The 23,868-nt window shown below is 69.5% G+C and carries 20 protein-coding genes and 1 pseudogene; 9 read left to right on the top strand and 12 right to left on the bottom strand.

The window, feature by feature from the left end; all coding sequences use genetic code 11:
* Positions 1-7 precede the first annotated feature (7 nt).
* The 7 genes from EV192_RS37415 to EV192_RS37385 form a co-directional block, all read right to left on the bottom strand.
* The gene (locus EV192_RS37415; RefSeq protein WP_132123348.1) at positions 8-988 is read right to left on the bottom strand and encodes an NAD(P)H-dependent flavin oxidoreductase; all 981 of its coding nucleotides are present in this window, start codon (positions 986-988) and stop codon (positions 8-10) included.
* A complete protein-coding gene (locus EV192_RS37410) occupies positions 985-2,574 on the bottom strand; it encodes an AMP-binding protein (protein ID WP_132123347.1) in 1,590 nt (529 codons plus the stop codon). Before EV192_RS37410 ends, EV192_RS37415 begins: the two co-directional genes overlap by 4 nt.
* Entirely contained in the window at positions 2,574-3,317 is a 744-nt protein-coding gene (locus EV192_RS37405) for an enoyl-CoA hydratase/isomerase family protein (protein ID WP_132123346.1), read from the bottom strand. The genes EV192_RS37410 and EV192_RS37405 overlap by 1 nt, the downstream gene beginning before the upstream one ends.
* Positions 3,314-4,519, bottom strand: a complete 1,206-nt coding sequence (locus tag EV192_RS37400) for a CaiB/BaiF CoA transferase family protein (protein WP_132123345.1) — start codon at positions 4,517-4,519, stop codon at positions 3,314-3,316. Before EV192_RS37400 ends, EV192_RS37405 begins: the two co-directional genes overlap by 4 nt.
* Entirely contained in the window at positions 4,519-5,241 is a 723-nt protein-coding gene (locus EV192_RS37395) for an enoyl-CoA hydratase/isomerase family protein (RefSeq protein WP_132123344.1), read from the bottom strand. The genes EV192_RS37400 and EV192_RS37395 overlap by 1 nt, the downstream gene beginning before the upstream one ends.
* A complete protein-coding gene (locus EV192_RS37390) occupies positions 5,238-6,176 on the bottom strand; it encodes a hydroxymethylglutaryl-CoA lyase (protein ID WP_132123343.1) in 939 nt (312 codons plus the stop codon). The genes EV192_RS37395 and EV192_RS37390 overlap by 4 nt, the downstream gene beginning before the upstream one ends.
* A 66-nt stretch (positions 6,177-6,242) precedes the next feature.
* Positions 6,243-6,743 carry a MarR family winged helix-turn-helix transcriptional regulator gene (locus EV192_RS37385; protein ID WP_132123342.1) on the bottom strand — a complete coding sequence of 167 codons (501 nt, stop codon included), beginning with the start codon at positions 6,741-6,743 and terminating at the stop codon, positions 6,243-6,245.
* A 119-nt stretch (positions 6,744-6,862) separates the two neighbouring features.
* Here EV192_RS37385 and EV192_RS37380 point away from each other — a divergent pair, with 119 nt between their 5' ends.
* From EV192_RS37380 to EV192_RS37345, 8 genes are read left to right on the top strand one after another with little or no spacing between them, the layout of a single operon-like run.
* Complete coding sequence (locus EV192_RS37380) at positions 6,863-8,287, top strand: NAD-dependent succinate-semialdehyde dehydrogenase (RefSeq protein WP_132123341.1); 1,425 nt, start codon at positions 6,863-6,865, stop codon at positions 8,285-8,287.
* A gap of 8 nt (positions 8,288-8,295) precedes the next feature.
* Entirely contained in the window at positions 8,296-9,561 is a 1,266-nt protein-coding gene (locus tag EV192_RS37375; RefSeq protein WP_132123340.1) for an aminotransferase family protein, read from the top strand.
* Positions 9,558-10,430: an ABC transporter permease gene (locus EV192_RS37370; RefSeq protein ID WP_243727320.1), complete on the top strand. Its 873-nt coding sequence runs from the start codon at positions 9,558-9,560 to the stop codon at positions 10,428-10,430. The genes EV192_RS37375 and EV192_RS37370 overlap by 4 nt, the downstream gene beginning before the upstream one ends.
* Positions 10,423-11,214 (top strand): ABC transporter permease, encoded by a 792-nt coding sequence (locus tag EV192_RS37365; protein ID WP_132123339.1) that lies wholly within the window; start codon positions 10,423-10,425, stop codon positions 11,212-11,214. Before EV192_RS37370 ends, EV192_RS37365 begins: the two co-directional genes overlap by 8 nt.
* A complete protein-coding gene (locus tag EV192_RS37360; RefSeq protein WP_132123338.1) occupies positions 11,211-12,245 on the top strand; it encodes an ABC transporter ATP-binding protein in 1,035 nt (344 codons plus the stop codon). The genes EV192_RS37365 and EV192_RS37360 overlap by 4 nt, the downstream gene beginning before the upstream one ends.
* 2 nt (positions 12,246-12,247) lie before the next feature.
* Complete coding sequence (locus EV192_RS37355; protein WP_243727329.1) at positions 12,248-13,258, top strand: extracellular solute-binding protein; 1,011 nt, start codon at positions 12,248-12,250, stop codon at positions 13,256-13,258.
* Positions 13,234-16,077 carry an aminotransferase class III-fold pyridoxal phosphate-dependent enzyme gene (locus EV192_RS37350; RefSeq protein ID WP_132123336.1) on the top strand — a complete coding sequence of 948 codons (2,844 nt, stop codon included), beginning with the start codon at positions 13,234-13,236 and terminating at the stop codon, positions 16,075-16,077. The genes EV192_RS37355 and EV192_RS37350 overlap by 25 nt, the downstream gene beginning before the upstream one ends.
* Positions 16,074-17,696 carry an amidohydrolase gene (locus EV192_RS37345; RefSeq protein ID WP_132123335.1) on the top strand — a complete coding sequence of 541 codons (1,623 nt, stop codon included), beginning with the start codon at positions 16,074-16,076 and terminating at the stop codon, positions 17,694-17,696. The genes EV192_RS37350 and EV192_RS37345 overlap by 4 nt, the downstream gene beginning before the upstream one ends.
* Positions 17,697-17,857: 161 nt before the next feature.
* Here EV192_RS37345 and EV192_RS37340 read toward each other — a convergent pair whose 3' ends face one another.
* From EV192_RS37340 to EV192_RS37325, 4 genes are read right to left on the bottom strand one after another with little or no spacing between them, the layout of a single operon-like run.
* Positions 17,858-19,162 (bottom strand): aminotransferase class V-fold PLP-dependent enzyme, encoded by a 1,305-nt coding sequence (locus EV192_RS37340; protein WP_132123334.1) that lies wholly within the window; start codon positions 19,160-19,162, stop codon positions 17,858-17,860.
* The gene (locus EV192_RS37335; protein WP_132123333.1) at positions 19,159-20,094 is read right to left on the bottom strand and encodes a PLP-dependent cysteine synthase family protein; all 936 of its coding nucleotides are present in this window, start codon (positions 20,092-20,094) and stop codon (positions 19,159-19,161) included. The genes EV192_RS37340 and EV192_RS37335 overlap by 4 nt, the downstream gene beginning before the upstream one ends.
* Positions 20,095-20,096: 2 nt before the next feature.
* Positions 20,097-21,533 carry an EamA family transporter gene (locus tag EV192_RS37330; RefSeq protein WP_132123332.1) on the bottom strand — a complete coding sequence of 479 codons (1,437 nt, stop codon included), beginning with the start codon at positions 21,531-21,533 and terminating at the stop codon, positions 20,097-20,099.
* A 55-nt stretch (positions 21,534-21,588) separates the two neighbouring features.
* Entirely contained in the window at positions 21,589-22,527 is a 939-nt protein-coding gene (locus EV192_RS37325) for a serine O-acetyltransferase (RefSeq protein WP_207926491.1), read from the bottom strand.
* A gap of 328 nt (positions 22,528-22,855) precedes the next feature.
* Between EV192_RS37325 and EV192_RS37320 the strand changes: the two genes are divergently transcribed.
* Positions 22,856-23,674 carry a class I SAM-dependent methyltransferase gene (locus EV192_RS37320; protein WP_132123331.1) on the top strand — a complete coding sequence of 273 codons (819 nt, stop codon included), beginning with the start codon at positions 22,856-22,858 and terminating at the stop codon, positions 23,672-23,674.
* Between the two features lie 26 nt (positions 23,675-23,700).
* On the opposite strand, the pseudogene EV192_RS56340 reads toward EV192_RS37320, so the two are convergent.
* A pseudogene (locus EV192_RS56340) lies at positions 23,701-23,826 on the bottom strand (cupin domain-containing protein); the annotation flags it as partial.
* Positions 23,827-23,868: the final 42 nt, after the last annotated feature.

Below are 23,868 nucleotides of genomic sequence, written 5' to 3'. Positions count from 1 at the left end.
GGGCGGTTCAGGCGGACGGCAACGCGGTGTCGACGATCGTGGCTGGCAGCCCGGCCACGGCCGCCGTGTACTCCTCCGCCAGCCGGCGGACGATCTCCGCTGCGGGCCGGATCGAGTCGACCAGACCGGCGGACTGGCCGGCCTCCACCTTGCCCAGCGCCACGTCGCCGTCGCGGGCGGCCATCCGCAGGGTCGCCCTGGTGAACTCGGCCCGCCGGGTCTCCAGGTCGGCTCCGGTCTCCTCCAGCTTCGCCATCCGCTCGGCGAAGTCGTTGACCAGGGTGCGCACCGGGCCCAGCCCACGGCCGACCAGCCGGGTGTCGGCGACGCCGGCCCGCAGCACCGCGTCCTGATAGGCCGGGTGCACGTTCGCCTCGGCACTGAGCAGGAACCTGGTGCCGAACTGCACGGCGCCCGCGCCGAGCGCCAACGCGGCGGCCAGCCCGGCGCCGTCGGCGAACCCGCCGGACGCGACCACTGGCAGCTCCGGCACCGCGGCGGTGACCGCGCGCAGCAGGACCAGAGTGGACACCTGACTCGGTGGCGGGTGCCCGCCGGCCTCGGCGCCGACCACCACCAGACCGTCCACACCGGCCTCGGCGGCCTTGTGCGCGTGTTCGGTGCCGGCCACCACATGCAAGCAGACCGTGCCCACGTCGTGCAGCCGCGCCAGATACCGGCGAGGCCCGCCCTGCGAGGCGATCACCACCGGTGGACGCTTGGCCACCAGCAGGTCGATCACCTCGTCGGCGCCTTTCCGGTACAGCGGCAGGTTCACCGCGAACGGCCGGTCCGTGCCGTCGCGCACCTCGTCGATGACCCGGCTCAGGTCCGGCAGACGCATCGGGCCCGCGGCGACCACTCCGAGCCCGCCCGCCGACGACACCGCCACCGGCAGCGGCGCGGCCGACGACACCCAGGACATCCCGGCCTGCACGATCGGCAGGTCGATCCCGACCAGCTCGGTGACCCGCGTGCTGATCCTCATTGGGCGAGCAGCCGTGCCGCGTGGTCGGCCAGATGCCGCTTCTGCACTTTGGCGCTCGCGGTCATGCCGAACTGTTCGAACCCGTCGACCAGGTGCAGGCCCCGGGGCACCTTGAACCCGGCGAGCCGCTGCCGGGCCCAGTCCAGCAGTTCGGCCGGGGTGGCGGCGCCGTGGTCCTTGAGCACCACGAAGGCGAACGGCACCTCGACCAGGCGCGGGTCGGGTACACCGACGACCACCGCCTGCCGGATCTCCGGATGCTGGTGCAGCACGTTCTCCACCTCGGCCGGCGCCACGTTCTCACCGCCGACCCGGATGATCTCCTTGATCCGGCCGAGGAACTCCAGCCTGCCGTCGTCGCCCAGCCGGCCCAGGTCGCCGGTGTGCAGCCAGCCGTCCGCGTCCAACGCCGCCGCGGTGTCGTCCGGCAGGTCGTAGTAGCCGAGCATCACGTTCCAGCCACGCACCAGGATCTCGCCCGACGAGTCCACACCGGACGACTGGATCCGGACTTCGACGCCTGGCTCGGGCCGCATCCGGGCCGCCGCCCGAATCTCCTCCGGCTCCCACCAGGCCGACTGGGCCACGTTCGGCGACGCCTCGGACAGCCCGTAGCCGACCACGCACTCCCGTGCCCCGAGCTCGTCGATCGCTCGCCGGACGATCGCGGGCGACGCGGCCAGCCACGCCCCGCGCAGCACCAGGTTGCGCCGTGTCCGGTCCGGATGATTGAGCAGCATCAAGGCGATCGTGTCGTTGCCGGAGAAATGCGTGCAGCGTTCGGCCTCGAACAGCCGCAGCGCCTCACCCGGCTCGAACCGTTCCATCGCCACCAGCGTCGCCACGTGCTGAAGGCACGACAGGATCGACAATGTCGTTCCCGCGACGTGGAAGAACGGCCGCGCGCTGTGGAACCGGTCACCGATCCGCAGCCCCAACCGGCCGCCGGAGAAGAAGCCGTTCGCGCACATGCTGCGGTGGGTCAACAGCACGCCCTTGGGATACGAGGTGGTGCCGGAGGTGTACTGCACCAGCAGCACGTCGTCCGGGGTGCAGTCCGCTGGCACCGGGTCGATCCCGGCGGCCAGGAAGTGCTCCCACGAGCCGGCGCCGGCCGGGACGTCCGCGCCGATCACCACCACTCGCCGCAGGTCGGGCAGCCGTGGATCGGGCAGTTCGGTGTCCACGGCCGGGCATGCTTCCCGCAGCATCGCGGCCAGGTCGACGGTCAGCAGCCGGTCGGCCAGGACCAGGAACTTCACCCTGGACTGCCGCAGCACGTAGCCGAACTCGTCGGCCCGCAGCCGGGTGTTGACCGGCACCGACACCGCGCCGAGCGAACCGATCGCCAGGAACAGCGCGACCCACCGCGGCCCGTTGCCCACGCAGATGCCGACGTGGTCGCCTCGCGCGATCCCCGCCGCAGCCAGAGCGGACCGAATCTGATTCACCTCGTCGGCCAGTTCGCCGAATGTCATTCGGCTCTGGGCCGTTACCACTGCCTCTACATCAGGTGCGATGGTCGCGGCGCGGCGCAGTGCCGCCTCGGTGGTGAGCGGGCAGACGCCGGCCAGGTCGAGCTGCATCAAGCCTCCCGGTCGAACTGGGCCACGCCGTCGCGCCAGCCGCCGTCGGCCAGATTGCGTTCGATCGCGGCCATCTCGATCCTAATGCCACGGTCCAAATCGGTCTCTGAGCCAAGGTCGACGGCTTGTTTGGTCAACGCGATCGCGAGCGGCGGCGCCTTGGCGATGGCGGCGGCCACGTCCGCGCCGACGTCGTCCAGTTGGTCCGGTTCGACCAGGCGCGCCACCAACCCGACCCGGTACGCCTCGTCGGCGGGCATCTCCCGGTTGGTGAACAGCAACTCCTTGGCGCGCTGCCGGCCGATCACCCGCTGCAACCGCTGGGTGGCGCCGACCGTGCCCCAATGCGGCTCCGGGAACCGGAACGTCGCGGTCCTCACCGCGATCACGAAGTCGCAACTCATCGCGATCTCGCCGCCTGAGCCGACCACCGGGCCCTGCACCAGCGCCACCACCGGCTTGGCACACCGTTCGATCGCCTCGTACGCGGCGAACGACGCCTGCCGCCTGCGCCGCACCCACGACGCGTCCCGGCCGACCCGCTCCTTGAGGTCAGCGCCGGCACAGAACACCGGCCCACGCGCCCGGACCAGCACCACCCGGACACTGTCGTCCGAGTCCAACTGCTCGAACGCCTCCCGCAGCGCCAGACACATCGCCAGGTTCACACCGTTGCGGGCGCGTGGCCGGTTGAGCACCACGCTCGCCACCCCGTCCGTGATCTCGACCAGCACGTCGGTCATCCGATCGCCCCTTCTTGGCGCAGCGCGTCGATCTCGTTCTGGCCCAACCCCAGCCGGTCCCGAAGCACCGCCTCGGTGTCCGCGCCCAGCCTTGGCGGCGTCCCCAGCGGCGCCGCTTCAAATGAGTCCACATCGGACATCCGAAGTGGAGTGCGCAACGCGGGGAAGGACCCGGCCGCGGGATGTTCGAAGCTGCCGACCATGCCACGGGCCACAGTGTTCTCGTCGGCCAGGATCTCCCGTACCGTGTTCACCTCGCCGGTCGGCACCCCGGCCGCGCGCAGGGCAGCGGCCAGTTCAGCCTGTGGCCGCGTCGCGAACGCGGCGGCCAGCGCGGACATCACCCGGTCGCGCTGAGCCAGTCGACCTGCGTTGCTGCGGAGCGCGGGATCCTCGGCCAGTTCCGACGCTCCGAGCGCTTCGCACAGCGGTAACCAGTGCTGGTCACTGCAGCTGATGTGCAGCCATCGGCCGTCCGCGCAACGCAACGCCGCCGAAGGTACGCGTCCTGGATGCTCGGTGCCGGTCCGGGCGGGATCCTCGTCCAGGGCGAACAACCGGGCCGCGGCCAGGGCGAGCAGGCTGACCTGGACGTCCATCATGGACAGATCGACGTGCGTGCCTCGGCCTGAGGTGCCCCGCCCGACGAGTCCGGTGAGCGCGGCGATCGCGATCCACAGCCCGGAAGTCATGTCCGCCACCGGAATCCCCGCCTTGGCGGGCGGCGCGTCCGGGTGCCCCGTGAGGGACATCAGACCGGACAACGCCTGGAACACGGTGTCGTAACCCTTCCGGTTCGCGTACGGCCCGTTTTGCCCGAAACCCGTGCAGGACACGTACACCAGACCGGGGTTGGCCGCCGACAGCGTCCGGTAGCCCAGGCCGAGCCGGTCCATTCCGCCGGGCAGGAAGTTCTCCACCACCACGTCGACCGTTGCGGCCAGGTCGCGGGCGAGCCGCCGGCCGCCTTCGGACTTCAGGTCCAGTGCCACCGATCGCTTGCCCCGGTTGAAGGCGAAGTAGTAGGCGCTTTCCCCGCTGGGCAACACCGGTTGCATGCCCCGGGACTCGTCGCCGGCGCCGGGTCGCTCCACTTTGATCACGTCCGCGCCGAGCTCGGCGAGGACCTGGGTGGCCATCGGGCCGGCGAGGACACGGGAGAAGTCGAGCACGGTGATCCCAGACAGTGGTCGCACCCGCATCAGCCCCGGAATCCGCGCATGATCGCGTTGACGTCACGGCCCGCCCGCATGGCCTGGTCCACCGGCAGGTCCGCGACCCGGTAGAACAGGTCCTTGGTCGCGGCCATCGCCATCGGGGCGGCCGCCGCCCACCGGGTCGCGATCTCGACCCCCTCGTCGAGCGCCTGCTCCCGGTCGACCAGGCGGTTGGCCAGGCCGATCCCGACCAGTTCGGCACTGTCGAGCAGCCGGCCGTGGCTGATCATCTCGAAGGCCAGCTTGCGGCCGATCTGCCGCTGCAGGCCGGTCATCACGATCGCCGGCACGATCGAGTGCCGCAGCTCGGGATAGCCGAACCGGACGTCGGCGGTCACCACCATCATGTCGCAGCCGATGGCGAGCCCGGCGCCGCCGCCGAGCGCGGCGCCCCACACCACTGACACGATCGGCTTGCGCAGTTGCTGCGGCAGTGCCTGGGTGCGGGCGGTCAACTCGGCCCGGTGCAGCACGGCGGCCTGGTTGTCCGGGGTCAGGTCGGCGAACTCGGTGATGTCGGCGCCGGCACAGAAGCTCGGCCCTTCGCCGGCCAGCACCACCGCGCGGACCGACTCGTCGGCGTCCGCGGCGAGCATCGCGTCCAACAGCGCCGCGGTCAGTTCGGTGTTGAGCGCGTTGTGCTTGCGTGGACGGTTCATCCGCAGCACACGGACCGCGCCACGGTCCTCGCTCAGCAGTACGGTCACAGCGAAACCCCCTCGGGCAGCAGGCCGAACCCGGCTCTGGCCACCATGCTGTGCAACGGCCGGCCCAAGGCCTGCTCACAGCGGGCGGACGCGGCCAGCACCAGGTCCAGGTCCAGTCCGGTGGCCACACCCGTCGTCTCCAGCAGGTTCACCAGGTCCTCGGTGCAGGTGTTGCCGGTCATCCCGGTGCCGTAGCCGATCTTCGCCGGGTGCCCGCCGACGCCGCCGAACGCGCTGTCGAAGAACCGGCAGCCGGCGTCCAGGGCGGCGACGCAGTTCGCCAGCGCGGTTCCCCGGGTGTTGTGGAAATGCGCCACCGCGGGCACGTCCGGATACTCCGCCGCCAGCCGCGCGAACAGGGGGCCGACCGTGGCCGGTGTGCCCAGCCCGGTCGTGTCACCGATGGTCACCAGCGTGACGCCCAGATCCGCGAACCGGCCGAAGTCCTCGGCCACCAGACCCGGATCGACCCGTCCCTCGAACGGACAGCCCAACGCCATGGAGATGACGCCTACCAACGAGAAACGGCCGCCGGCCAGACGCGCCATCTCGGTGACGTTCGCCCACTGCCGGGCGCGGGTGGTGCGCAGATTCCGCTCGGTGTGCGCCTCGGTGGCCGAGACGAGCAGGCTCAGTTCGTCGGCGCCGTGCCCGGCGTCCAGGTCCGCCAGGGCCCGTTGCACCGCACGGGGATTCGGGCAGGTCGCCTTGTACGCGACCCCGTCCGCGCGGGGCACCTTGGCCAGCAGTTCGCTGGCGTCCCGGAACGCGGGCACCCGGTCCGGATGGCTGTAGCTGGTCGCCTCGATCCGGCGGAACCCCGCCGCCACAAAGGAGTCGACTGTGGACACCTTGGTGTCGGTGGGAACGAACTCCGGCTCGTGCTGCAACCCGTCGCGGGCGAAGCACTCGCAGAGCGTGACACGGTCGGCCACCATTCCCACCTTCCGACGGCGACGATGCCGACGAGCGTGTCAGAACGGTGTTGATAATGTCAACAGCTAGCGTTCCTCGGCCCGTTCCAGCGCTCGGGCGAGCGTGCCCAGCTTGTCCAGCGCGGAGTTCAGCGCCTCGCGTTCCTCGCCGGTCAGGCACACCAGGAAGGCCTGGTCACGCTCGTTGGCCGCGGTGATCAGACCACGGTACAGCGCGGCGCCCTTGCGGGTCAGGGTCAGCTGGGTGGTCCGGCCCGCGCCGTACTCCCGCAGCACCAGGCCGCGTTCGGTGAGCTTGGCGACCACCCGGCTCATCTGCGCCTTGTCCAGCGCGGCCAGCCGGGCCAGCCGGTTGAGGGTCAGCGGCGAGTCCGCGCCGAGCAACGCGATGGTCCGCCATTCGCCGAGGCTGACGTCGAACTCGCGGCGGTAGCGCAGGGCCGCGCTCCGGGACATCGCGTTGGCCACCCGGCTGAGCCGGTACGACAGCAGGCCGTGGATGGCTAGCCGGTCCGGTGCCGGGTTCTCGGCTGCGGGGTCCGGCGAGGAGCTTCGCGGGGTGTTCATGCCGTGCACTGTAGGCGCTCGGCCGAGTTTCGTGTTCTGTCGGTCCATCTGTTGACAATCACAACAGAGCGACCGACACTATGCCGCCAAGGGGCCGTTGATGGACGAAGGGCAGGGCGATGCCGGAGAACTCGTTGTTGGTCGACGGGGAGTGGCGGCCCGGAGCGGCCGAGTTCGAGGTCGTCGACCCGGCGACGCTGGAACCCGTCGGTCGGGTCACGGACGGCAACGCCCAGGACGCGATGGCCGCTCTCGACGCGGCCTGCGCCGCGTTCGACTCGTGGCGGGCCGTGACCGCCGAGGAACGCGGCGGCTACCTGCGGCGGGCGGCAGCCGAGATCCGGGCCCGGGTTGACGCCCTGGCCGCGCTGCTGACCAGCGAGAACGGCAAGCCGCTCGGCGAGGCGCGGGGCGAACTGCTGGGTAGCGCGCGGATGCTGGAGTGGAGCGCTGAGGAGGCCCGGCGGGCGGGCGGCCGGGTACTGCCGCCCGGACCGAACGGGCCGGGCATGGTGCTGAAGGCGCCGGTCGGCCCGGCGCTGGCCATCTCCCCGTGGAACTTCCCGGCCAGCATGCTGGTCCGCAAGATCGGCCTGGCACTGGCCGCCGGCTCGCCGCTGATCGTCAAGCCGGCCGAACAGACCCCGTTGATCGCCACCGAACTCGTGCGCATCCTGCACGAGACCGGACTGCCGGCCGGGGTGCTGCAGTCGATCACCACCTCCCGGCCGGCCGAGGTGGCCGGGGCGCTGCTGGCCGACCCACGGCTGCGCAAGGTGAGTTTCACCGGCTCCACCGAGGTCGGCCTCGGGCTGCTCCGCGGCACCGGAGCCCACCTGCGCCGGACGTCCCTGGAACTGGGCGGGCACTCACCGGCCATCGTGTTCGCCGACGCCGACCTGGCCGCCGCGGCGGCCGGCGTGGTGACGGCCAAGTTCTTCAACGCCGGCCAGAGCTGCATCGCGATCAACCGGCTCTACGTGCACCGATCCGTGCACGACGAACTGCTCGGGCTGATCGACGAGAAGGTCGCGGCCCTGCGGGTCGGGCACGGCGCCGCCGAGGGCACGTCCATCGGCCCGTTGATCGACCAGGCCGGGCTGGACAAGGTCGAGCGGCACGTCGCCGACGCCGTCGCGGGCGGCGCCGTGGTTCGCACCGGAGGGCGGCGCTGGACCGACCTGAAGGGTGCTTTCTACGAGCCCACCGTGCTCACCGGCGCTGACGACGGCATGCTGATCAGTCGTGAAGAGACATTCGGCCCGGTGCTCCCGGTGTACTCGTTCGACACCGCCGACGAGGCCGTGACCAGGGCGAACGCTACAGACTACGGGCTGGCGGCGTACCTTTTCGGACAGGAGCTCCGGACTCTGTGGACGGCCATGGACCGGCTGCACTTCGGCGTCATCGGAGTGAACGACCCGGCACCGGTCCGGCCTGAGCTGCCCTTCGGTGGGATGCGCGACAGCGGGCAGGAACGGGAGGGCGGCGCCGAGGGCATCGAGGCGTTCCTGGAGACCAAGGCGATCGCGATCAAGCTGTGAGGACGGACATGAGCACACTCGCCGAGCTGGACATGGCCGGCATCATCCACCCGCACACCACGATCGGCGCGCCCGACCGCCCGGTGATCTTCGCCCGCGGCGCCGGCGCCGTCCTGTGGGACGTCGACGGGAAGTCCTATGTGGATGGCACATGTGGACTGTGGCAGTGCCCGGTCGGGCACGGGCGGCCGGAACTCGCCGCCGCCGCGGCCGCGCAGATCCGGCGGCTGGAGTTCTTCTCGTCCTTCAACGACTACTCCAACGAACCGGCGATCCGGCTGGCCGAGCGGCTGCTGCGGTTGGCCCCGGCCGGCATCGAGAAGGTGTTCTTCACCAACGGCGGCTCCGAGGGCAACGAGACCGCGATCAAGCTGGCCCGGCTGGCCCAGTACCACGCCGGCCGGCCGGAGCGGACCGTGATCCTCGCCCGCACCGCCGGCTACCACGGGATGGGCGGCGGCTCGCTGTCGGCGACCGGCATCGATCGGCTCCGTCAGGGATTCGGGCCGCTGCTGCCGGACGTCGAGTTCCTCGGCAAGCCGCACGCCCTCGAACACGACACCGACACACTGGTCGCCGAACTGGAGGCCCGGATCGCCGAACTGGGCGCGGACCGGATCGCGGCGTTCATCGGCGAGCCGGTGCTCGGCGTGGGCGGCATGGTCCCGCCGCCGCCCGACTACTGGCCACGGGTGCAGGAAGTCCTACGGCGCAACGACATTCTCTTCATTCTGGACGAGATCGTGACCGCGTTCGGCCGGGTCGGGCACTGGTTCGCCGCCGAGTACTACGGGATCGAGCCGGACATGATCGTCACCGCCAAGGGCATCTCCAGCGGGTACATCCCGATGGGCGCGGTGCTGATCGGCCGGCGGGTGCTGGAGTTGGCCGACGGGGCGATGTTCTCACACGGCTTCACGTACAACGGGCATCCGGTGGGCGCCGCGGTCGCACTGGCCAATTTGGACATCCTGGAACGGGAAGACCTGTTGGCGCGAGCCAAGGTGCTCGGTGTCCGGATTCTGGACGGCCTCATGCCACTGTCCGAACTGGATCACGTCCGGGAGGTGCGTGGCGTCGGTCTGATGCTCGGCATCGAGTTGGACCGCGACGCCGCGAGCGTGCAGGCCGGCGCACGGGCGGACGGGCTGATCGTGCGGGCCGCCGGCAACAACATCGTGCTGTCGCCGCCGTTGGTGATCACCGACGACCAGGCCGACACCCTGGTTCGCGTGGTGTCCAAGCACGTGCGGGCAATCGGTGACCCAGGGTGACCGCGATCGCCGTCCCGGCCCCTGAGGCGCGCGCCGCGAAACGCCGGCCGACCGGGTGGATGCTGCTGCCCGCGGTCGCGGTGCTGCTGGTGTTCTTCTTCTACCCGTTGGCCACCATCGTCTGGAGCAGCTTCACCGAGCCGACCGCCGGGCTGGGCAACTACGGGGCGTTGTTCACCGACGGCGTCTCGGTCACCGTGCTGCTGCGTACCCTGCGTACGGGCCTGATCGTGGCCCTGGTGACGCTCGTCATCGCGTATCCGTACGCGTTCGCGATGACTCGGGTGTCCCGCCGTTCGAGAGCAGTGCTCTCTGTTTTGGTGCTGCTGCCGTTCTGGACGTCGGTGATGGCCCGGAACTTCGCGTGGTACCTGCTGGAGCAGCGCGGCGGGCTGATCGACCGGTTCTTCGCGGCCATCGGCATCGACGGTGTGGTGCTGCTGGGCAGCGTCACCGGGGTGACCGTGGCCATGGTCCAGGTGATGCTGCCGTTCATGGTGTTGCCGTTGTACAGCACCATGAGTTCGATCGACACAAGGCTGATGGACGCGGCTACCAGCCTCGGCGCGTCCCGGCCGAAGGCGTTCGCCCGGGTGTACGTTCCGCTGTCGCTGCCGGGCGTGGTGTCCGGGTTCAGCCTGGTGTTCATCGTGACCCTCGGGTTCTTCGTCACCCCGGCACTGCTGGGGACGCCACAGCAGTCGTTGGTGTCGCAGGTCATCCAGACCAGGGTCGGCACCCTGCTGGACTTCCCCGGCGCGGGCGCGCTCGGCACGGTCCTGCTGGTGGTCACCCTGATCGTGCTGTTCGCGGTGAGCCGCGTCGCCCGGCCGACCACGGCGCTGAACCAGGCGGTGGACCGTGCGTAGCCAGCGGATCGGATGGGGTCTTCGGCTGTGGGTGACCGCGGTGGCGTTGTTGCTGCTCGCGCCGACCCTGGTGGTCATCCCGATGAGCTTCGGCGCCGGCCAGACCTTCGAGTTCCCGCCGCGCCAATGGTCCGTGCGGTGGTACGAGGAGTTCTTCTCGTCGTCGCAGTGGATGTCCTCTTTGGTCACCTCGGTGCAGGCGGGGTTGCTGACCGCCGTGATCGCGACCGTGATCGGCGTGGGCGCGGCGATCGGGCTGGACCGGGGCCGGTTCCCCGGCCGGGAACTGCTGCGGTCGGCCATGATGGCGCCGATGATCGTGCCGGGGATCGTGGTCGCGGTCGCCGTCTACGGCACGTTCCTGCGTTGGCACCTCAACGGCACACTGCTCGGATTCGTGTTGGCGCACACCGTGTTGGCGGTGCCGTTTGTGGTCACATCCGTGTCGGCCAGCCTGGCCGGCTACGACCGGACCGTCGAGACCGCCGCCGCCAGCCTGGGCGCGTCCGGGTGGACCACGCTGCGGCGGATCACGTTGCCGCTGCTGGCTCCCGGGATCGCGTCCGGCTTCGTGTTCGCGTTCGTCACGTCCCTTGACGAAGTGGTGATCGCGCTGTTCCTGCAGACACCGGAGATCCGCACGCTGCCCGTCCAGATGTACGACTCGATCACGCTGGAGATCGACCCGACCATCGCCGCCGCGTCCAGCCTGATCGTGGTGGTCACCACGGTGGCCCTGCTGCTGCCGCAACTGATCCGCCGCCGTCGTCGGAGTGAACCATGAACACCAATGCCAGCCACGGGATCCGGATCAACGGAGTGTCCAAAGTGTTCGCCGGACTGCACCGGCCGGCGGTCGACGACGTGTCGTTGGACATCGCGCCGGGGGAGTTCATGACGTTCCTCGGCCCGTCCGGCTCCGGCAAGACCACCACCCTGTCCATGATCGCCGGCTTCGTGCCGCTGACCAGCGGCTCGATCTGTATCGACGGCAAGGACATCAGCCGGCTCAAGCCGCACAAGCGGGACCTCGGCGTGGTGTTCCAGCAGTACGCGCTGTTCCCGCACCTGACCGCGGCCAAGAACGTGGCGTTCCCGTTGCAGCAACGGTCGGTGCCCAAGCCGGAGATCGAGACCAGGGTGCGGGACGCGTTGGAACTGGTCGGGCTGTCCGACTTCGCCGACCGGCTGCCGCGCCAGCTGTCCGGCGGCCAGCAGCAGCGGGTGGCACTGGCGCGTGCCGTGGTGTACCAGCCGCGCGCGCTGCTGATGGACGAGCCGCTGGGCGCGCTGGACCGAAAGCTGCGCGACCAGCTCCGCAGGGAGATCGCCCGGATGCACCGGGAACTGGGGATGACGTTCCTGTTCGTCACCCACGACCAGGAGGAGGCGCTGACCCTGTCCGACCGGATCGCCGTGTTCAACAACGGCCGGGTCGAACAGGTCGGCACCCCGGACGAGCTGTACGAGCGGCCGAGTACGTTGTTCGTGGCCCAGTTCCTCGGCGAGTCCAATGTGTTCGCCGACGACGGCCAAGCGATCGTCGTCCGGCCGGAGCGGCTGGACCTGCACGCCGATCCGGACACCGTGCCCGACGCCTGCCAGCGCCGAAAGGCCGTCGTGACCGAGGTCGTCTACGTCGGCAACCACCACCGGATCGGACTGCGGTTCGCCGACGGCACCGAAGGGTCCGCGATGCGGCTGGCCGGCGCCGTGCTGCCGGCCCTGCCCGGCGAGTCGGTGGTGGTCAGTTGGAGCCCGAGTCATCAGGTGGCCCTTGATCAGGAGAGTGAACCGTGCGTCGAAGTGGATTGAGCATGGCCGCGGTGGCGGTGTTAGTCGCGTCGTGCAGCACTGGCGGGGACAGCGGCAAGTCGCTGACGTTCGTGTCGTACGGCAAGGGGGCCTACCAGGACGGGCAGCAGCAGGGATTCCTGGAGCCGTACCAGAAGCAGTCCGGGGTGAAGGTCGTCCTGGACGGGCCGTCGGACAACGCCAAGCTGCGCGCGATGGTGGAGGCCGGCCGGGTCACCTGGGACGTCGTGGACACCGACGCGTTCATGGCGCGCGAGAACTGCGGCACCTTGCTGGAGAAGATCGACGTCGGCGACCTGAAGAACAACTTCCCGCCGGGCACGCTGTCCGACTGTGGCGTGCCGACGGCGTTGTTCGGCTTGATGTTGATGTACAACGAGAAGACGTACGGCGCCAATCCGCCGACCGGGCTCGCGGACTTCTTCGACCCGGTGAAGTTCCCCGGCAAGCGGGTGTTGTACGCCAAGGATCCGTCCATCGGCCAGTTGGAGGCCGCGCTGCTGGGCGATGGCGTGGCCCCCGACAAGCTCTACCCGATGGACGTGCCCCGGGCGTTGAAGGTGTATGACCGGATCCGCAGCAACCTGACGCTGGCGCAGACATACGGCCAACAGCAGCAGGTCATGGTGGACAACCAGGCAGACATGGCGTTGGTGGTCAGCGCCCGCGCGTACTCCACCCTGAAGGCCGGCGGTACCCAGTGGAAACGGGTGCCCACCAAGGTTCCGGTGACCTGGGACGTGCTCGTCGTGCCCAAGGGGAGCAAGAACAAGGACGCGGCGGTGGACCTGATCAAGTTCGCTTCCGGGTCGGAACAAGGCGCGCGGTTCGCCGAACTGTCCGCGGCCGGCTCCCCCAACACCTCCTCCAAGCCCGTTCGGAACGATCTGCAACGGCAGGTCGACGTGCTCGGCCCGGACCACGCGGCGGACCAGGTGTTCATCAACGCGGACTGGTGGACCGCCAACTACAGCAAGACCGTGCAAGCATGGACGACATGGCAGACAGGATGACGCCGGCCACCGACGAACGGTACCGGCGGATCACCGCGGGCGTACCTCGGCTCAGCGATTCCGAGCTAAGGGATTTGCTGCACAACGGCTTCGGAGTGTCCGCTGTGGATACCCGGCCGCTCGCCGGGGAGACCGACCAGAACATACGAGTCGACAATTCGTACGTGCTCAAGGTGTGTTCGGCCGACGACCTGGTGGCGGTGCGGTTCCAGAACGCACTGCTGCGGCACCTGGCGTCGGCCGCGCCGGACCTGCCGGTGCCCAGAGTGGTCGGTGACGTGATCGCTGTCCCGTCCCGGCCCGACCTGGTCGCGCGCCTGCTCACCTGGCTGCCTGGCACTCCACTGGCCGAAGCGGGCCGTCGGAGCGCGGAACTGTACGCGGACATCGGCGAGACGGCCGGTCGGCTGGCCGCCGCGACCGCGTCCTGGCAGCACCCGCAGCCACCTCCGGCCCACTACTGGGAGTTCCCGCACGCTCGCACAGTGCTGGCCTCGTCGGATGTGGCCGCCGAGTTCCTGCCCCTGCTGGATCGGCTGCCCACCCTGCCACAGCAGGTCGTCCACCACGACCTGAACGCCTTCAACCTGCTGGTCGGTCCCGGGCCGCGGCGGCGGGTGGTCGGGGTGATCGACTTCGGCGACGCCCAGATCGCCGCTCGGGTCACCGACCTGGCCGTCCTGTGCGCCAGCACGATGCGCGGCCAGCCCGACCCGTTGCGGGTGGCCGCAGCGCTGACCGCCGCTTATCACCGCGTGTGCCCGCTGACCTCGGCCGAGGTGGATCTGCTGTATCCGCTGGTGGCGATCCGCGCGGCGACGGTCGCCGCTACCACCGCCCGCTTGGCCGCGGGACGTGAGCACGGCGATCCGCGCCACCGATCGCCTGCTGCGGCAGACCTTGTGCGATCGTTGGCCGCGATTCCGGCCGACGTCGGTACGGCCACGCTTCGGCACGCCTGTGGCTTTCCCGCGCATCGCAACACCGCGGTTGTCACCGACTGGCTCGCAACGGCTGCTGCTTCGTCTGTTGTGGACGGACACTTCGGACAGTTGGACCTCTCGGCGGGCAGTGCGGTGTTCGACGACGCCGACCCGGGCGACTCGGCCGCGCTGCTGGCAGCGGAATCGTCGGCGATCCTCGCCGCCCGGCCGGCCGTCGGTCGGTACGGCGAGCCTCGGTTCGCCTCCGGTGGCGCCCTGCGGACCGGCGTCGACGTGTTCGCGGACCCGGGAACACCGGTGTCGGCGCCGCTCGCGGGCACCGCGGAGGTCGGCGCCGACTTGGTGCTTCGGCACGAGCCGGCGCCGGGAGTGCGGTTCTGGACCATCTACACCGGACTGTCCACTTCGGTCGCTGGGGAAGTGGCGGAAGGGCAACGTATCGGGGTGGTCGGCGCGGACGGGCGGCTGACCGTGCGGGTGTCCGTCGTGCCCGCCGCTGGGTGGCTGCCCGAGTCGGTCGGCCCCGAGGAAGCTCCGGTCTGGCAAGCACTCCTGGCTGACCCTACTCCGCTGCTCGGCTCGGCGTGGCGGTCGGTCACCGAGAGCACGCTGAAAGCTCGGGAACGGCACCTGCCGCATTCCCATCCGACGTATTTCAGCGAGCCGGTCACCATGGTGCGGGCCAAGGGTTGCCGGTTCTACGACGAGTACGGCCGCGGCTACCTGGACGCGTTGAACAATGTCACATTGCTCGGCCATGGCCACAACAGGGTTGTCACCGCCGCTGCCCGGCAACTTAGTCGCCTCAACACGAACAGCCGGTTTGTGTACAACGTGTTGACTGAGTACACAGAGGCATTGACCGCGACGCTGCCCGATGGGTTGGACGTTGTGTACTTTGTCAACTCCGGCAGCGAGGCCAACGACTTGGCGTTGCGCATGGCACGGTACCTGTCCGGCCGGGACGACGTGGTGATCATCGAAGACGCGTACCACGGCTACACCGCGACGGTCGCCGACGTGAGCCCGTCCCGCTACAAGCATTACGGCAAGCCGGAAACCACCCATCCGACACCCGTGCCGGACCGCTACCGCGGCGACTACGGCCACGAAGACCCGCAGGCGGGCGCGAAGTACGCCAGTCACGTCACCGACACCTTCGACCGGCTCGCAGCGGACGGCCGTGCGCCGGCGGCGTTCCTGTACGAGTCGTTGCTGGCCGGTGCGGGGCAAATCGTGCTGCCGCCCGGATACCTCGCACCGATCCACACCGCGGCACGGCAGCACGGCGCGTTCACCATCGCCGACGAGGTGCAGGTGGGTTTCGGCCGCCTCGGCGAGGCGTTCTGGGGGTTCCAGACCCAGGGTGTGGTGCCGGACTTCGTCACCATGGGCAAGGCCATGGGCAACGGGTTCCCGGTGGCGGCGCTGGTCACCACCCGGGAGATCTCCGAGGCCTTCGACCGCGCCGGCCGGTTCTTCTCCACGTACGGCGGCAACCCGGTCGCCTGCGCGGTCGGCCTGGAAGTGCTCCGCGTGGTGGACGAGGAACGCTTGCAGCACAACGCGTTCACGGTAGGGCAGTACCTGCGGGACCGGCTCGGCGAGTTGGCCGACCGACACGACCTGATCGGCGACGTACGCGGCCAGGGGCTCTACAGCGGCGTCGAACTGGTGACGAACCGCGTCACGAAAGAGCCGGCCAGCGCGGAGACGTTGACTGTCTGCGAGCGGTTGAAGGAGGAAGGCGTGCTGGTGTATCCGACCGGTCCGGCGTGGAACGTCCTCAAGCTCAAACCCCCGCTGACCTTCACCAGGGCACACGCGGACGAGCTCACGGAGGCGCTCGACCGAGTCCTGGAGGCAGGGTGGTGACCGCGGACCTCGTGTTGCGCGGCGGCCGGGTGGTGACCGTGGACGAGCACTTCACGATCGCCGAAGCCGTGGCCGTCGCCGGCAAGGAGATCATCGCGGTCGGGACCGACGACTCCGTCTCCGAGCTGATCGGCCCGGCGACCCAGGTGATCGACCTGGACGGCCGCGCGGTGCTGCCCGGCATCAACGACGCGCACCTGCACCTGGCGATGTTCGGGCAGTCCCGGCGCAACGCCGACCTGACCACCACCGACTCGGTCGCCGCCTTGCAGGCGTTGCTGCGTGCCGAGGCGCTGTTGCGTCCGGACGGGGACTGGCTCGTGGGGGAGGGTTGGCGGGAGGCCAACATCGCGGATTTCGGCGCGGACGGCCCGCACCGCAGCGTGCTCGACGAGGTCACTGACGGGCGTCCGACCGTGCTGCACCACGCGTCCCGGCATTCGGTGCTGGTGAACACGGCCGCACTGCGCGTGGCCGGAGTCGACCGGCGTACCCCCGATCCGGTCGGCGGGATCATCGTGCGGGACGCAGCCGGCGAGCCCACCGGGGTGCTGCTGGAGTCCGCCGGTGTCCTGGTCACCCAGCACGCACCGGCACCGACGACGGCCGACCGGCTGGACGTGATCGTCGACGGCATGCGCGTGCTGAACAGCTTGGGCATCACCAGCGTGACCGACCCGATCGTCAGCCCGGAACTACTGCGCGACTACGCCGTGCTGCACCAGCAGGGCAGGCTGACCGTGCGGGTCAACACCTTGCTGCACTGGGACTGGCCGTCGCCGTCCACGTCGGCGGAACGGCTGACGACCATGCTGCGGAACACCGGCGTGGCAACCGGAATCGGCGACGACTGGCTGCGGATCGGCGGGGTGAAACTGTTCGCCGACGGCGTGCCCAGCCACGGCACGGCGTGGCTGCACCGGCCATACCTGAACGGCGGCTTCGGGCAGCTGGTGACGCAAGGCGGCGATGACGACGCGCGTCACCGTGAGCTGATGGACCTCATCGAGACCGTGCACCGGCACCGGCTCCAGGCACAGATCCACGTCACCGGGGATCGCGCCGCGGACGCCGCCATCGACGGCATCATCCGAGCACAGCAGGCGGATCCGTGGCCGCAGGCACGGCACGCGCTGATCCACGGCACACTGCTCGCCGACGACACGCTGCCCCGGCTCGCCGAGCACCAGATCGGAGTGATCACCAGCTCCCTGATGAGAGCCCAAAGCGGCGCCACGATCAGCGCGGCCATCGGTGTGGACCGCTGGAGCCGGGCGTTCCCGGCCGGTGCCCTGCTCGCCGCCGGTGTGCCGGTCGCGGACAGCTCGGACGCGCCCGTGTGCTTCCCCGACTGGCGGCGCGGACTGGCCACGTTCGTCGGGGCCGGTGCACACCCGCTTGCCGAGGTGCCGCCTGACCTGAGGCTCACCCGGGAGCAGGCGATCCGGTTGTGGACAAGCGATGCCGCGTACTTCGAGCACGCCGAACACCGTAAGGGATCGATCACCGCGGGCCGCCTCGCCGACCTGGTCGTGCTGGACCGGGATCCGATGACCGCGCCGGAACTCGCCGACCTGACGCCGGAACTGACCATCGTCGGCGGGCAGGTCGTGGGTTAGGCCGTGTCTCGAAGTCCCCGTCCGCGATAGCCGGGCCGAGGTGGTTCCTGGCGCCACCGCCGAAACGCCCAAATACAACACCGGTATTCGGGCGCTCCTGCGGCGACGCCAGGAACCACCTCGATCCCGACTCTCATCGAACGGGGACTTCGAGACACGACCTAGCGGGCCCGCAGGCGGGAACTCGTCGCCTCGGTGCTGGGCCACCACGCGCCGTTCGCCGAGACGTAGAACAGCTGCGGGCCGATTTCGCTGATCGCCCGGACCGCGTCCAGCAGCCGGTCGACGTGCGCCACGTTGATGCCAAGGCCCAAGCTGGCCCGGAGCGCGGTGGCGGTCGCGGATCGGCCCGCGCCGCGCAACAGGTGGCGGGCCAGCGGCTGGGCGCAGAACGAGCCGTGCCGTACGCCGATCCCGTGTTCCAGCGACAGGGCGGTGGCCAGCAGCGCCGAGTCGAGCCCGTCCACCACGAACGCCACCATGCCGAGCCGGTCGCTGGCCGGTCCGAACAACGACAACTCCACCACTTCCGGGATCTCGACCAGCCCGGAACGAAGCCGGCCGAGCAGCGCGGACTCGTACGGCATCAACGAGTTCCAGGCGACCTCCAACGCGCGGCACGCGGCGGCGAGGGCTACCGCGCCGACCACGTTCGGCGCACCGGCCTCGTGCCGCGACTCGCCCGTGGCCCAGTTGATCTCGGTGACGCCGTCGGCGACGCCGATGGTCGCCCCGCATCCGGCCAGTCGTGGGTGGGCGTCGGCGAGCCAGTCCGGCCGGCCGGCGAGGACTCCGATGTCGAACGGCGCGTACATCTTGTGCCCGCTGAAGGCGATGTAGTCGACGTCGAGCGCGCCGATGTCGATCGGCCGGTGGGCGGCGAGCTGCGCCGCGTCGACCACGATCTGAGCGCCGTACCGGCGGCAGACGGCCACCACGTCCTCGAGCGGCACCAGCTCCCCGGTCACGTTCAGCACGCCGCTGACCGCTACCAGAACCGTGCCGCGCTGTGCGCGTAGCGTCTGGTCGAGCGTCGCCAGCATGGCGTCGACGGACGTCGGTATCGGCAGTCGATGTACGTTGCGCCACGGGAGAAGTACGGCGTGGTGCTCGCTGTCGAACACCACCACCGTGGCGTCTTCCGGTACGGCCTGGGCGAGCAGTTTCAGCGCGTCCGTCGTACTGTGGGTGAAGACGAGGTAGTCGTCGGGGCGGCAGCCGACGAACCGGCGCACCGCCTGACGGGACTCCTCGAACCGCGCGGTGGCCATTTCGGACAACGTGCCCGCGCCCCCGTGCGTGCTGCCGTACCACGGCAGGAAGTCGTTGACGGCCTCGGCCACGGCGGCCATGCACGGGGTGGTCGCCGCGTGGTCGAAGTTGGCGAACGTGGCTGTGGCGCCGTCGGCGAGCGGCACCTGCAGGTCCGAACCGAGCACCCTCGGCAGCACCGATTTCGGGATCATTCTTCGGTCAGACTGTCTAGATAATCCCCGACGCCGTCATACGCGAACGTGAGCACACGTGCCCCCTCGTCGAGATCCCGGGCCACCCGCAGGGCCGCGACCAGGTTGGCCGCCGAGGAGATCCCCACCGCCAAACCTTCGGTCCGCATGACCCGCCGCATCATCGCCACGGCGTCGTCGTACGAGACCTGAGCCTCGTCGTCGACCAGGTCCAGGTCCAGCACGGCGGGCACCAGGCCGACCGCCAGGCCCTGGATCGAGTGGCCGACGAACCTGTTCTCGCGCAACGAACAGCCTTCGGGCTGGACGGCCACGATCCGCATCGCCGGGTTGTGTTCGCGCAGCACCCGCCCCACCCCGGTGATGTGCCCACCCGTGCCCACACCGGCCACCAGGGCGTCGGGCATCCGGTGGTCCAGCGCGGCGATGATCTCCACCGCGGTGGTGCGCGTGTGGATCTCCGGGTTCGCCGGATTGGCCTGCTGGTTCAGCATCACCCAGTCGGGGTTGTCGAACAGCAGCGACAGCGCCATGTCGGCGTGCGAGTTGTTGCCCAGCCGGTGGTCGGACAGCCGCACCTCGGCGCCGTAGCCGCGCAGCAGGCGCTGTTTGGCCGGGCTGTAGTTGTCCGGGATCACCAGCACCAGCCGGTAGCCGAGGACGGCCGCGGCCATCGCCAGGCCGATCCCGGTGTTGCCGCCGGTGGACTCGATCAGGGTCTGGCCGCTGCCCCGGACGAGTTCGCCGTCCCGTTCGGCCGCCAGGATCATGCTGAGCGCGATCCGCACCTTGTGGCTGCCGCCCGGGTTGAGCAGCTCCAGCTTGACCAGGACCTCCCGGCCCAGATCCGGTTCCAGGCGGGACAACCGGACCACTGGCGTGCCGCCGATGACGTCGAGAACAGAGTCGGCGATGCCCTTGTCGAACGCCATGGTCACTCCTGGTTCCCGGCCGTGGCGGCCCGGTCGCGCGGCTGGCCGAAGGTGGCGACGGCCGCGTAGCGGCCGTCGTGCGGATCGAACTCGAACAGCCGGGACCCGCGGACGCCGTCGCCGGAAGCGTCGACGACCAGGTGACGGACCGGGTGCACGGGCACGCCGTCGACCACCGCGTACCGGTGGTCCTCGTCGCTGAAATAGGCGCCCACGTCGGGATGGGAGTGGTAGATGATCCGCACCGGATCGTCCCCGTCGAAGGAGCGGCCGAGGTCGAGCAGGTCGGACGCGCCGAACGCGTATCCGGTCCCGCTCATCCGCTCGAAGTCCCCGGGCCGTTGGCTGGCGAGGTCGTCGATGACGTTCTGGCAGCACGTCACAGCGCTGGTCCGGACGAATCCACACGCCTCCGCCGGGTACTCCCGGGCCGCGTGCTCGTAGATCGTGGCCAGGGCTTTGTCAGTCGGCTGGCCGTCCGCGTCGAGCGTTTGTGGTTCGCTCGCTCTGGCCGAACGCTGGTTCCACTGGGTGACCGCGAACGCCCCGAGGATGACGACCATCAGCACCACGCTGACCCAGTCGAACGGGGTGCCTTCCACCACCAGCGCCAGGACCTGCGCGATGATCGGGAACAACACGAAGGCGAACGACACGGTCACCGTGTCCATCCGCTGCATCAGCCAGAAGTACACGGCGAACCCGACAACAGACGCGACCACACCCAGATACAGCGTCGCGCCCACGCTGCGCACAGTGAAGACGTCCCACCCCGGACGTTCGAAGAGCAGGCCGGCCCCGGTGAGCAGAATGCCGCCCAGCGCCATCGGGATCGTGTTGATGGTCAACGTGTGCATGCCCGCGCCGTGCTTCTTGATCATGATGTACGCGAGCGCGTGGATCACCGCGAAGGCAAGCAGCGCAACGACTCCCCACACACTCTTCACCGCGACCCCCTGGGAGTGCGTGATGAGCACACCGAGGGTGACGAAGGCGATCAGCGTCGCGGCGAACTGCGTGCCGGTGATCCGGGCCCGCAGGATCGGCACACTGAAGATGATCATCAGGATGGACACCGACGAGACGCAGATCGACGCCAGCCCGGACGACACGAACTGCTCACCGTAGTTCAGCAGGAAGAACGGGACGGTGAAGTAACAGACCAGGATGAAGCCGAAGAACCAGCCGAGCTTGCGCGGGTAGCGCATGGGTTTGCCCATCATCCGGCAGGCGGCGACGAACACCGGGGCCGCGACCACGAAGCGCAGTCCGGCCGCGGTGAGCGGTGGCATGTCGGCGACGGCGAACTTGATGGAGATCCAGGTGGACCCCCAGATCAGCACGACGGCGACGAAAGCGAGCGCCACCAAGGCTTTCCGCCCGCGGGGACGCTCCGACGCCTGGACCGGACGCGGTTGCTCGATCTCGGGTGCGGACATCGACAGTGATCTCCAGACTCACATTGGCTACGGGCACCGGGGATAGGCTGGTTGTTCATCGCGATGCCGGGTGGCGGATCGGGCCTTTTCGGTGCCGCTTGGCCAGGGGGATGCCCACGGTCACCTCGGACCCCGCGTGCCTGAGCCGGATGTGCGCCACCGAGCGCAGGCCGTGGGCCCGTGGCGAGATCTGGACCGTGATGCACTTGGCGTTGCCCTGCAGGACCGACCAGTCGCCGGACGCGAGCGGCAGGTGGGTGGGGCCGAGCAGGTCGACTTCCACGCCGTGGCGGTCCAGGCCGGTGCCGTGCAGCCGGAAGCGGTACTCGCCGAGCGCCTCCACGCCGTACACGGTGATCGGCCGGGGACCGGTGACCATCTGGTACTGGTGCAGGACGACGACTTGGGCGCCGGCGGGGACGTCCGCGCGGACCAGGGCGTGGCTGCCGATGGTGACGTCGTCGCCGACCGAGATCGGGCCGAGGACCCGGGCGAACCCGCCGACCTGCACCCGGTCGCCGAGCCGGGGGTGCCGCCTGCCGGCGACGTTGTCGGCGATGCCGAGCGCGCCGAGGACGACGCCCTGCAGGACGTAGCAGTCGGCGCCGATGGTGACGTCCTCGCCGATGACCGTGCCGATGCCGTGGTCGACGACGAATCGCGGTCCGATCGTGGCGGCCGGGTGGATTTCCACCCCGGTGCGCACTTTGGCCTCTTCGGACAGCTTCCGCGCCATTGTCCGGCGGCGCCGGGGATCGCCTTGTCCGCAGGTGAGTAAACCGTGGGTGAAACGATGTGCCAGAATGGCTTGGAAACACGCGTAGCTGTCCAAAACGTATTCCCAGGAGCCCATGCCGGCCGGGTCGCGCTGGACGAGCGCGAACAGGTCGTCGACGGCGCGATCGGCCGCTTTCCTGGTCAGCGCGGCGACGTCGACGCCGATTCCGAGCAGATCGGGTAACCTCGGCTCGATCCAATTCTCGACGGCGCGCACGACTTCGACATATGCGGTAGCCAGATCATCGGTACCGGCACAGTCGGGCTCATCCCGCACGACTGACAAAGATCCCCCTGTCACAACACGCGACTCCTTCCGTCCCGACGTTACCTGGTGGCCAGGATGGTCGCCAGCGACTTCGTGAACCTGCGAACAATCGTTGCTCCATCGGGTTGGACTTACGCGGCCGATCGGATGCCCGAGCGGGCAGGACGAAATGCCAATTGGCACGATTCGAGCGCCGCGCGACCGGTCAGAGCGCGCGGAAGATCTCCGCTAGTATCGCTCTCGACGAGAGTCTCGTCGCACGGGCGCTGGAGGAACGATGTCGCAGGATCTGGATTCTTTCCGTACCTTCGAGCTGTCCAGGTGGCGGCGCGTGGTGGACAGGTACCACCTCGGCTGGGGCGACCTGACCCGGCAGGCCGGCGAGTCCCTGCTGGACCTCGTCGGGGTCGCGGCCGGGACCAGGCTGCTGGACGTCGCGACCGGTCCAGGGTATGTCGCGTCGGGTGCGTCGGGCCGGGGCGGTGGCGTCATCGGAATTGATTTCTCCGGGCCGATGGTCGAGAAAGCGAAGAATCTTTTTCCCGCTCTTGACTTTCGCGAGGGAGACGCGGAAGACCTGGCATTCGAGGACGGCACTTTCGACCGCGTCACCATGAACTTCGGAATACTCCATCTCGGCGACCCGGAACGCGCGGTGCGCGAGGCATATCGGGTGTTGGCGCCGAACGGGCGATTCGGCTTCACCGCGTGGGCGTCACCGGAGAAGACGGTCGGATTCTCCCTGTTGTCCGATGCGGTGATGGAGTTCGGTGAGCCGGTGGACACGCCGGAAGGGCCGGACTTCTATCACTACAGCAGCCCCGAGAAGTGTGGATCCGTACTGACGGCCGCGGGTTTCGCGGTGACCCACACGGGGGAACTGAACCTGGCGTGGCGGCTGGCCGACATCGACGAACTGTTCCCGGCCTACCTGCACGGAACGGTCCGAACCGGCGCTTTGCTGGCCGGCCAGGACGAATCGGCCCGCGCGAAGATCGAAGAACGGGTGCGGGAAACCGCGTCACAGTTCAAAGGTGTGAACGGCGAAATCGTCATCCCGATGTCCGCGGTGGTCGCGTGGGGCGAGAAACACTGATTCACGTGCGGTAAAGGCACTCGCCGGAGGTACTGGATCGCGGCCCACAACGTGGGCGTGGCGTAGGGGGCGCCGCCGAGCCCGGGGTTGGCGAGCGCGATGGCCCGGCGTTCCCCGCCACGGCCGACAGGGACCAGGCCACCGGCCCGTTCTGTGAAGAACCAGTCGAGCCGGGAACCGGAGGTCTTCAAGAC

Source organism: Actinocrispum wychmicini, from assembly GCF_004345645.1.
Lineage (GTDB): Bacteria > Actinomycetota > Actinomycetes > Mycobacteriales > Pseudonocardiaceae > Kibdelosporangium > Kibdelosporangium wychmicini.
The sequence above is the reverse complement of the archived record's forward strand: the minus strand, read 5'-3'. Positions and strand labels throughout refer to the sequence as shown.

Bases quoted from the DNA above. Each gene is read 5' to 3' on its own strand.
- EV192_RS37415 (WP_132123348.1), bottom strand. From the start codon at position 988: ATGAGGATCAGCACGCGGGTCACCGAGCTGGTCGGGATCGACCTGCCG.
- EV192_RS37410 (WP_132123347.1), bottom strand. From the start codon at position 2,574: ATGCAGCTCGACCTGGCCGGCGTCTGCCCGCTCACCACCGAGGCGGCA.
- EV192_RS37405 (WP_132123346.1), bottom strand. From the start codon at position 3,317: ATGACCGACGTGCTGGTCGAGATCACGGACGGGGTGGCGAGCGTGGTG.
- EV192_RS37400 (WP_132123345.1), bottom strand. From the start codon at position 4,519: ATGCGGGTGCGACCACTGTCTGGGATCACCGTGCTCGACTTCTCCCGT.
- EV192_RS37385 (WP_132123342.1), bottom strand. From the start codon at position 6,743: ATGAACACCCCGCGAAGCTCCTCGCCGGACCCCGCAGCCGAGAACCCG.
- EV192_RS37380 (WP_132123341.1), top strand. From the start codon at position 6,863: ATGCCGGAGAACTCGTTGTTGGTCGACGGGGAGTGGCGGCCCGGAGCG.
- EV192_RS37375 (WP_132123340.1), top strand. From the start codon at position 8,296: ATGAGCACACTCGCCGAGCTGGACATGGCCGGCATCATCCACCCGCAC.
- EV192_RS37360 (WP_132123338.1), top strand. From the start codon at position 11,211: ATGAACACCAATGCCAGCCACGGGATCCGGATCAACGGAGTGTCCAAA.
- EV192_RS37355 (WP_243727329.1), top strand. From the start codon at position 12,248: ATGGCCGCGGTGGCGGTGTTAGTCGCGTCGTGCAGCACTGGCGGGGAC.
- EV192_RS37350 (WP_132123336.1), top strand. From the start codon at position 13,234: ATGGACGACATGGCAGACAGGATGACGCCGGCCACCGACGAACGGTAC.
- EV192_RS37340 (WP_132123334.1), bottom strand. From the start codon at position 19,162: ATGATCCCGAAATCGGTGCTGCCGAGGGTGCTCGGTTCGGACCTGCAG.
- EV192_RS37335 (WP_132123333.1), bottom strand. From the start codon at position 20,094: ATGGCGTTCGACAAGGGCATCGCCGACTCTGTTCTCGACGTCATCGGC.
- EV192_RS37330 (WP_132123332.1), bottom strand. From the start codon at position 21,533: ATGTCCGCACCCGAGATCGAGCAACCGCGTCCGGTCCAGGCGTCGGAG.
- EV192_RS37320 (WP_132123331.1), top strand. From the start codon at position 22,856: ATGTCGCAGGATCTGGATTCTTTCCGTACCTTCGAGCTGTCCAGGTGG.